Here is a 10,060-nt window from a genome sequence, read left to right as displayed (position 1 = left end):
TCCTTCATGTGAGTGTTTCAACGACCTCATCCTGGCACATCACGATGCCGTTGGGAGCCGTCCAACCCAACACTGCCCAAAGTGCCAGGGCGCGGCCGCGCGCACCTGGCTGGCAGAGCGCGAAGCCGACCTTTTGCCGGTCGGATACTTCCACGTCGTCTTCACGCTACCGGCGGAGATCGCCAGCGTCGCTTTCCAGAACAAGGCGGTGGTCTATGACCTGCTGTTCAAGGCAGCGTCGGAGACTATGCTGACGATCGCGGCCGATCCCAGGCATCTAGGCGCCAGGATCGGGATCACCGCCGTGCTCCACACATGGGGCTCGGGCCTTACGCACCATCCCCACGTCCATATGGTGGTGCCGGGTGGCGGCATCGCACTCGACGGGACGCGCTGGATATCGACGCGCCCCGCCTTCCTTTTGCCGGTGCGTGTCCTAGGCAAGCTGTTTCGCCGTCTGTTCCTGACCCGGCTGATCCAGCTTTATGACGCCGGCAAGCTCGCCTTCTTCGGATCGCTCGCATCACTTGCCGAACGGCGCGCCTTCCTGCGTCATCTGGCGCCGGTCCGGAAGACGCGATGGGTGGTCTATGCAAAGGCGCCCTTTGCGGGCCCTGAAGCGGTGCTCGCCTATCTGTCCCGCTATACCCACCGGATCGCCATCTCGAACCGCCGGTTGATCAGCTTCGACGAGAAGGGCGTCACGCTGCGCTACAAAGATTACCGTCGCGATGGACCCGAACGCCAAAGCGTTATGACACTCGCGACCGACGAGTTTATCCGGCGGTTCATGTCGCACGTCCTGCCTCGTGGCTTCCATCGTATCCGGCATTACGGTCTGCTGGCCAGCTCATCGCGCAAAGCCAACCTCGCGCGTGCTCGCGCGTTGCTCGAGGTAACTGCGCCGCCTGACGAGGCGATCCTCGAAGATCCCGTCGATCTGCGACCACCATGCCCTTGCTGCGGCGGGCATATGATCATCATCGAGACCTTCGAACGCTGGCGACAGCCGCGGGCACCGCCGGACATCCTGATGCCGATCCCGGAGATTACGTCATGAACCGGCATGAACTGCTCCATATCCATCCTGTCAAAGCGTCGTGGCAGGAAATCACGGCGCTTGCGCTGGAAGCGATCCATGCCGCCGCTCACAACCAGAATGATGGCAGCACGCACCGATTATGCTGCCCGCCCCGGACAAAATGCCGACCGCCTGGTTCCCGTCCATCGCACCCTACCGGCGATCGTGCCAGTCCGCGAAACGGCGCCGACCCGAAATCCCCATAGCCTATCGCCTGAGGCCCCGCGGGTCGTACATGTGAGACTTTCGTACGCCTGTCGGCGCCCGAAACCCTTCGACAAAGCGGCCGATCCGGCTGGGCAGCTGGAACGTCCGGTCCTACCACAACTCGACATTCGCCGGCGCGGCCTTTCACGTTCATGAGGGAGCAGGTCTGGGCCGTAAGCCGACAGGCAGCTCTCGGGCTACGATACTGCTAAACCGAACACTGGTTCAGGTGGCGCCGAAGTTGAGAAGACCCAAAATACGGAGCCCAAGCTGTCCTGCGGACTTTGCAAAACCTGACACTTGTTCATGTCAAGACTTCGGCTTTGATGCAGGCAATCTTCGCTGGCAGGTCACAGTTAGTGGGCCTGGAAAACGAAAGTCATTAAGCGATTTATACGCTTCCAGAAACGGATGGGCTCACAGCTTAATGTCTTCGAGCGACCCAAGCAAGATCTGCGCTTCGCCCACGCTCGGCGGCCCAACTGCCGCGACCGTATCGGCGTCGCGAACAAGCATGCCGAAATCGAGCCCGGTGCGCTTTTCGATCGACGGTATTGCCACGCGCCACTGGTTGACGTTGACCGGCTTGTCGTCACCCGCTTGGCCGATCGCCGTGCGCTTCTCGTCCATCAACGCCAGTTGATCGACCACCAGACCCACCGCTTTCAACCCGGCTTCGCTTTTCCAGATGATCACCTTGAAAAACGACGACGGGATCTGGACGTCGTCGGCATAGCGATCGATCGCATCGGAAAAGATTGGCCCCTGGAAGACGCAGAGATGCGCGTCGGAATCGTTTGCCAGTGCGCCATTTTCGAGGATGTAGCGCTCGGCGCCCTGCCAAAAGTCGGTGCTCTGGTTGAAGCGGAAGTGCTGCGGCGAGCAGTTCGGGAAGTGATAGGTGTCGGCATTCGCCCGCTCGGCGATCTCGGGCGTCCCCCAATTGGGATCCATGCGCCGGGTGAGATGACCGCGATCGAAATAGGTCGACCAGGCCGAGTAGAAGGACTGGTCGAGATAGAAGGTCTGGCTGACGCGTGGGTCGAGATACCAAGTCTCGCCTTCGGCGCCGTCCTTGACGCGACCGGTCACGCGATCGACGTTGAGATAGTCTTCGCCGTTGATGTTGGTCGCGGTGAACATGGCGATCCGCTTCGCCTTGTTGAGGACGACGCTGAAATGCTCATAGTCGAGGACACCCTTTTCGGCATCGGCTTCCCCAGCGCGCAGCGGCGCGATCTGCTTTTTGAGCGCGGCATCGGGTTCGGGCAGGTCGAGCACGACGCCCGGGATGAAGCGCGGATTATAGCCGCTGCGGTTGCTGTAATCCTTGTCGATCTTAAGCTTTTCGGCGCCGGCCTTGAGCTGTGCGGGCGGCAAGAGTGCCAGCGCGACGGTTCCGGCGGCGCTCGCCGCCACCTGCCCGCTGCTGCCGACCCGGACCGTGACTTCGATCGGGATCACCACCTTGAGTTCGCCGCCATTCGCTGCACTGCTCATCACGCAGTCCCCCTGTGTGAAAGATTCGCTGCCCGGGCGTCGCCCGATAAGGCTGTGGCCACCCGCGCCAGCATCGAACACCCTATTGTCGCCGTCCGCGCTCTCGGCCGGACTGACGATCGACGGGCGCGGCGGCCCCAAAGTCCGGTCTCCCGTCGCCGCCGGCGGCTGCCGGTCATAGCTCAGCGCGACATCGACCAGCGCACGCATGCCGACCGGCAGCGCGTCGCGCCTGCGCTCGAGATCGGCATAGATCGCGCTGATGCGGACGCCTTCGTTGACGGCCTGCGGGATCGGTTCGCCGAGATCGTCGGCCTGTTCGAGGAACGGCTCGCCCCAGTGATGGAGCGCAATGACCTCCCAGAGATCGTTGAACACCGGCGCGCCCGACGATCCGTGATCGGTATCGGTTTCGTAGAGCAGTGTGCGATCGGTCCGATGGGTGAGGAGATTGTTGCGGACCGCGATGAGCTTGGGCGCGCCCTCGGGATGCTGGATGATGTTGACCGCCATCCCGAGCCGGTGCTTGTCGGGCCGGTTCGACAGCGGGCAAAAGCCGAGTGCTGTGACCTCGGCCGCGCCTGCCGTCCGTTCGCCGAGCGCGACGATGGCATAGTCGAGATCCTCCTCGGCCGAGAACAGCGCGAAGCGATCGGGGTCGAGCAGGAAAGTCGTGGTCGGGAGAGGCCGTCCGCTGTCGCCGGCCTGGCGATCGAACAAGATCTGCGCCCCGCGCGCGACATCGGCATCGGTGATGACGTGGCGGTTGGTGATAAAGAGATCGGGACTGATCAGGAAGCCGGTGCCGCTCGTCGAGGCGCCCGCCGCCATCACTTCGACATAGCCGACGGCGCGTTGCACTCGCGTGCCGACGGGTAGAAACGAAACCGGCTGGAAGTCGATCGTGTCGCCCTGCAGCGCCTCGGCTCCCTTGTTGGCGATGAAGCTGGTGCTGCGACCGACGAAATTGGCGAGGCGCAGTTTGTCGGGTTCGGCGCGACGCCACTGTCCGGTAGCAACCAGACGTCGGACATTCGCGCGATCGTCGCGCGTGGCGGCAACCAGATCCTTGAACGAATCGCTCGTGACCATTTCGTAACCCCTCGACTGCAGGCTAGCCAATATCTGTGTTAAGTCGGCGGTGCGAGGTCGCAATTTAGCGTGAATTCGCGCTAAGCCGTACAAGTCCCCGTAAATACTCGTAAAATCGCCCATTGGAAATAATACTCTGAATTGGCGCAAGTGATTGCCGCGACGCGCAACTTACGATCTAATCGACAATGGATCAGTCGAGTCGTGGGGGCGACGAATGGCAGTTCGAATCACCATCAAGCGGACCAAGAGCGAGAACGCCGACAAGCTCTATGTCGAAATCGACGATCGGATCGTCGAATTCGAGAATGGCGATGAGAAGGTCAAATATTACGAGCCCGGCCTCTACCGCCTGACCGCGTTCCTCGTCCGCCTGAATGGTTCGACCGGCAAGGCCACGGGCAGCGTGACGGTAACGCAAGGAGCGACGGTCCTGGTCGATGCCATGCCGCTGCAAACCACCAAGACCGGCGAGATGGCGCGCTCGCACACGACCTTCACGGTGGCCGCATGAGGAATGCAATGAGGGTTTTGACAGCCGCCCTGATTGCCTCGGTCGCCACCACGACCGCGGTCAAGGCCAAGAGCGCGCAGGCGGCCCAGCCCGCCACATCTCAATCCGCTGCACCGGCAGCCGCGCCCATCGAGGTTGAGGCCTTGCGCGCCGATATCGAGCGGGCGACGACGCTGCTGGAAACGCTGAGGCGGCGGCTCGAGGTGGTCGATGCCCGGCACTCGCCCACTCTGGCTACCGATGCGCCGCCAGCGACGGCATCCTCTCCGGCAGGGATCGCCGCCAGCCCCAAGGCCCCTGCCCCGGCCGTGCCTGCGGCGCTGGGCAAGGCCTCAACGACTGGCCTGGCGCAAAGGTCATCCGCCCCTGTGCCCGCAGCCGGTGGCGGGAGCGGCTCCAGCCCCGAACCTGATAAATGCGCGGTTTATGCGAATGGCCCAAGATCGCCGGCAGATGCCACGACCTCGGGCACGTTCGACGCCGCGTCCGCCAGTTGCGGCCGGACGGTCGCGGCGGTCCTCCTGACGGGCAGCAGCGGATCTTCGGGCGTCACGGTCAAACTGTCGAGGTCGACCGAAGGTGGCGAGCCCGATTACGAGAAGGGCGAGACACTCGCGCACAGCAATGTCTATACGCTGACCGCCTCGGCACCGCTCGCAAAGGACGGTCCGACCCAGCTCGCCTCGCTCGACGGGTTTGCGACGTCGTCCAAGCTGACCTTCGGTTTCGCGCGCTTCATGCTGCCACTGCCGACCGATGCCGGCCTGCGTCCAAACTATGTCCGGCTGGTCCAGAAGGCTCAGGCCTTGTGCCGCACGCAAGCGGCGGCCGAGAGCGGGGCGGGCAAGCCCTTGTCCTACAAGCGCAGCTGCGACGAGGATAATGGCGTGCTGTTCGAAGCCTTCCTCAGCGAAGGCGAGCTCGCGTTGATAGACAAGATCCTCGCAACTCAGACAGTCCGCCGGGCGATAGCGTTCGGGCTGGAGTTCTCGGTCGGGCATGAAGAGTTCAAGTTCCGCGATGCGACGACGCTCAAGGAATCGGACGTTTCGCGCGTGCCGCTTGGAGCCAAGGGTAGCGTGTCGATCTTCCCTTGGCCGCGCACCTCGCTCACCGCAGCGCTCGACTATCAAAGGGTGTTCAAGGCCGCCAAGTCGCGGACCTTCTGCCCGACCGCATCGACGACGGCTAGTGCCGAGTGTTTCACCGGCCCTTTCGCCAAACCCGGCAAGACCGAAAAGCTCATCACCAGTGCCGAGTTCCGCAAGGTGTTCGATTTCGACAAGGCCGACTTCATTCCACGGCTCGGCATCGCGCCGCGCGTCGAATATGATGCCAATAGCGAGGATTTCGCGTTCAACCTCCCAGTCTATCTGGCACCCGACGACAAGGGCAAGCTGATCGCGGGACTGCAGGCGGGCTATACCATTTCCGAAACCGACGCGACGCGAGCGGGCAAGGAGCGTGATTTCCGCTTCGGCCTGTTCGTCGGCTCGTCCTTCACGCTGCCATGACCGGCGAGCTAACCTCACCCCACGCACCTGCTACGCGATACTCCAGTCGACCGACCACCGAACCCAGGAAACGACAGCGCATGCACAAGACCCCGGTGCTCGCCCTATTGCTCCTGAGCCTAGCACCCTTTCCGGCCACGGCGCAGGGCCGCTGCCCGTCGAGCGATGTCGTCGTCGTCGACCGCTCGCGGTTCGCCCCGACGATCGAGCGGGCGCGGACAGTCGTTCGTGCGAAGGGTCGCGGCAGCACGCCGGTGCCCTATGCCGAGGGGAGCGATCTTGACAGCTTTGCCGAACGGGTCGCGGCGTTTCACCCCAAGGTTGTTATCGTCCATTATTCGATGTTCCGGCCCGGCCATCCTGCGCGCGGCCGGGTCACGGCTAAGTTTCTCGCCGCGCTGCAAAGCCAGGCAACACCGCCGGAGCGCATCATTCTCTACAGCTCGTCACTCTATGACGGGGCACTTAATCCGCGCGGCAGGACGCTCGCGCAATTGCGCACGGAAGGCTTCTTCGCCGGGCTGACCGATGCCCGGGTGAGCCTCATCCATGTCAATGACGGTGCGCGCTTCACCGCGAAGAACGGCGCCACGGCGCTCGGTGCGATCATTGTCGGCCTCGGGCCGCGCGGTGCCTGCTCGTCGTAACGCCATCGAAAGGGGGCGATCTTGACCAACGCAGCTATCTGTCTCGGCCGAAAGGCCTCCGCGACTGAAGCGGGTGCCACGCGCGCGCTTGGCCGCCTCTGGCGCTGGTGTCGCCCGCGCATCGGTGCGCTCATCCCCTTCATCATCTATGGCCTGCTGCTGATCGCTGCCCCGACTCAGGTGATCGACGTCCTGCGCAGCGACTGGACCGAAGGCGGCCTGCTGATCTGGGTCCTGTTCCTGCTGCCGGTCATGGTCGCCGCGATCGGCCATCTCGCCCTTGTTCCAGCGAGCCTCCCGCTTAAGCCGCGCGCCGACCGCTGGCTGGTGCTGATGCCACTTGTGCTCATCGGTTTGATGGCCGCGCGCTGGGTTCCAGCGGCTTTACTTGTCGTCCTTCCGCTGCTCGTCCTCGCGCATCTTCTGCTCCTACGGCTGCTGCCGCGGATCGATGCCGGCCGCGTGAGTTGGCGCCGCCCGGTAATTCTCGCGACGCTGGCGCTGTTTGTGGTCTGCGTGGTGGCATTCCAAGCGTGGCCGCAGGCGCTGCCGGTCGCGCTCGGTCCGATGCTCATCCTGACGCTGGGCGTCGCGCTGATTGGCCTGATCCTGGCAGCGGCATTGCTGCTGCCAGTCCTCGCGACCGTCTATCTGGTCGTCTGCCTCATCGCGTCCGCGGTTTGGAGCGGATCGACGCCGGTCCCGCTTATCGATCCGGCCGTCTCAGCGCGCGGGACCGACTATGCGCTCTCCGAAGGGCTCTACCGGTGGTTGCGGGCGCGGAAGGATCTCGATGCCTATCGCCAGGCCGGAAAGCCCTATCCGGTCATCATCGCATCGGCCGAAGGGGGCGGCATCTATGCTGCGGCGCACAGCTATCTCGCGCTGAGCGCGATGAGCAGCATCTGCCCCAACTTCCGCCAGCATCTGTTCGCGACGGTCGGTGTCTCGGGCGGCGCCGTCGGCACCTTGTTCTACGCCGCCAAATCCACCGGCGATCAGAACCCGGACATCGTGCGCCCGTGCCAGCATCTCCGGAACAAGATCGACATCACGCCGGTCACGACCGATCTCCTGTCCCCCACGCTCTCCAATCTGCTTTTCCTGCGCACCGCCGATTTCCTGATCCCGGGACCTTCGCTGTTCCACGACGGCGGACAGACCCTGGCTGACTCGATGACCGCGATGGATCGCGGCAACGGCAAGCTCACCGCTCCCCTGCGCGCGAGCTGGAACCCGGCGGGCTCGGATCCGGCGACCGTCTTCGTCACGACCGATGTGAATGAAGGCAACCGCTTCGTCCTCACCCCGCTCGGCAACTCCGCCGGGCTTGGCGCCGACAGTTTTCCGAGCGGCACCAGCGTCTCGCAGCGCGACATCGCGGCTAACAGCGCGGCGCTGATCAGCGCGCGCTTCCCGTTTCTGACCTCGACCGCGCGGTTGCAGGTCGGCCCCAACGACTATCGCATCCTCGCCGATGGCGGCTATTTCGAGAACAGCGGCAGCGACACTTCGCTTGCGATCATCCAGCAGATCCGCGACCTCGGCCGACAGAGCACCAGCTGCCCCGATGATGCCCACCTGCAGGTCGGGGACTTCGACGCGTGCAAGTGCCAACTGGTGATCGCCACAAATTTCGACGATCCGGTCTCTTGGTCGGGTTGCACGATCCCCATTTTTATTGCCTTTGTGCCGATGGCCGGCGCGACCAATGGTGTCCTGGGCTATCGCTACGGCGATGCGCCGAACCCGCCCCAGTCCTATTTCGGCGATCCGCTCGCGACCTTGCTCCGAGCACGGGGCGCACGCGATCGCCTGCAGATGATCCGCGCCCGGGCGGCGTTCAGCCCCGATGATCCGGAGGGCGTTCAGGACCAAAGCGCCAATTCAGGCTATTATCCGCAGCAGCTGGCGATCGACGATCTAAACCTACCGCTCGGATGGAAGCTGTCGCGCGAATCCGCGGCGAAGATCCTCGAATTGTCCGCGCCGACCCGTGCCTGCCACCAGCAACGGGTCGACGACAGTCCCGAACCGGCAAGCGTTGATGGTAAGCCTCTCGGTGGCGACCGGGAGGCGACCGCCGCTGAGACGATCGCCTATGACAATGGCTGCAACGTGCGCATGCTGGCGTGGCTGTTCGATCCGTCGAGCCGCCAGCCGGGAATCGGGATATCTAGCTACTAGTGCTCAGGGTTGAACGCCGCCCCCTATTATCACGGTATCGGCTCGCCCAAGGACACGATCTAGGGCGCTCAGTTCATTGAAGTAGCGCCGCGGTCGGCGCCCCTGTCGCGGGCGCGAAGGCAGCCTTTGTCGTGCTCTAATACCAACGAGCTTGGGTGCTGACTCACGCGGGGGATTCCCAAAGCGCTAAATTTCTGATTCATCGGAGCAAGCACAAGGAGGCTTGCGATGGCGGCAGCGATTGGGGTTCGGTCAGATTTCACATCGACGGATTTGCGCCGGTTTTCGCGACGATGTGACGACGCCGACCAGGTTCGGCGCGTCCTGGCTCTGGCGCTGATCCTGGACGGTGGGAGCCGGAGTGAAGCAGCAACAATGGCCGGCGTGACGCTGCAAATCGTAAGGGACTGGGTGCTGCGGTTCAACGAAGCCGGCCCTGAAGGACTGGCCACGCGCAAGGCGCCGGGTCCGCCATCGATCTTGAACGACGAGCAACGCGCGCTTCTGGCGCAGCAGGTTGAGTCTGGCCCGATCCCTGCGGCTCATGGTGTAGTGCGCTGGCGGCTTGTCGATCTGGCGCAATGGATATGGGACGAGTTCGGCCTGTCGGTCACGCGCTTCACGCTAGGGCGGGAGCTGCGGGCTATGGGCTATCGCAAGCTCACGGCTCGCCCCCGCCACCACGGGCAGAAGCCCGATGACATTGCCGATTTTAAAAAACATTTGCAGCCCGCCTGGCAAAAATCAGGAAGGCCCTCCCCACAGGCACGCCTGTAGAGCTGTGGTGGCAGGACGAGGCCCGTATCGGCCAGCAGACCAAGCTCACGCGCCGCTGGGCAAAGCGCGGGACCAGGCCCTGTGCGCCCAAAGACCAGCGCCGTGCCTCAGCCTGGATCTTTGGTGCCATCTGTCCGGCCCAGGGCAAGGGCGCTGGTATCGTCATGCCCCGTTGCAACAGTGAGGCCATGAGCATGCACCTCGAAGAAATCGCCTTCCATGTCGCGCCGGGCGCGCATGCCGTCTTGATCCTCGATCAAGCCGGATGGCATGGCTCGGCAGAACTGATCGTGCCCGCCAACATCACCCTCATGCCGCTGCCGCCCAGATGTCCCGAATTGAACCCCGTCGAGAACGTCTGGCAGTTCATGCGCGACAACTGGCTGTCGAACCGCATCTTCTCATCCTACGATGACATCGTCGATCACTGCTGCTTCGCATGGAGCCGCCTCGTCGATCAGCCTTGTTGGGGTGGACGGCCTCCGTACGGCATCAGAATGTGCCAGAGTGAGTCGTTAGATCTCAATCGAAGGAGACCGCC

6 protein-coding genes and 1 pseudogene are annotated in these 10,060 nt (G+C 63.6%); 6 read left to right on the top strand and 1 reads right to left on the bottom strand.

Annotated elements, in window-relative coordinates; all coding sequences use genetic code 11:
- Nucleotides 1-1,060 (top strand): IS91 family transposase (locus V2I08_RS19805; RefSeq protein WP_349636483.1); only part of this gene is annotated, 1,060 nt, incomplete at its 5' end.
- A 645-nt stretch (nt 1,061-1,705) separates the two neighbouring features.
- Here the strand turns inward: V2I08_RS19805 and V2I08_RS19800 are convergent.
- Complete coding sequence (locus V2I08_RS19800) at nt 1,706-3,880, bottom strand: DNA/RNA non-specific endonuclease (protein ID WP_349636482.1); 2,175 nt, start codon at nt 3,878-3,880, stop codon at nt 1,706-1,708.
- A 217-nt stretch (nt 3,881-4,097) separates the two neighbouring features.
- Here V2I08_RS19800 and V2I08_RS19795 point away from each other — a divergent pair, with 217 nt between their 5' ends.
- The 5 genes and pseudogenes from V2I08_RS19795 to V2I08_RS19775 form a co-directional block, all read left to right on the top strand.
- Nucleotides 4,098-4,394, top strand: a complete 297-nt coding sequence (locus V2I08_RS19795) for a hypothetical protein (protein WP_349636481.1) — start codon at nt 4,098-4,100, stop codon at nt 4,392-4,394.
- Nucleotides 4,395-4,402: 8 nt separating this feature from the next.
- Nucleotides 4,403-5,908 (top strand): hypothetical protein, encoded by a 1,506-nt coding sequence (locus V2I08_RS19790; protein ID WP_349636480.1) that lies wholly within the window; start codon nt 4,403-4,405, stop codon nt 5,906-5,908.
- An 80-nt stretch (nt 5,909-5,988) separates the two neighbouring features.
- Nucleotides 5,989-6,555 (top strand): hypothetical protein, encoded by a 567-nt coding sequence (locus tag V2I08_RS19785; protein ID WP_349636479.1) that lies wholly within the window; start codon nt 5,989-5,991, stop codon nt 6,553-6,555.
- A 21-nt stretch (nt 6,556-6,576) separates the two neighbouring features.
- Nucleotides 6,577-8,742, top strand: coding sequence for a hypothetical protein (locus V2I08_RS19780; protein ID WP_349636478.1), 2,166 nt, complete (start codon nt 6,577-6,579; stop codon nt 8,740-8,742).
- A 228-nt stretch (nt 8,743-8,970) separates the two neighbouring features.
- Nucleotides 8,971-9,983: pseudogene (locus V2I08_RS19775) on the top strand (IS630 family transposase); the annotation flags it as partial.
- Between the last annotated feature and the right edge of the window lie 77 nt (nt 9,984-10,060).

The sequence above is a fragment of the Sphingobium sp. MK2 genome (assembly GCF_040170545.1).
Taxonomy (GTDB): Bacteria; Pseudomonadota; Alphaproteobacteria; order Sphingomonadales; family Sphingomonadaceae; genus Sphingobium.
This window is presented reverse-complemented; position numbering and strand designations above follow the sequence as displayed.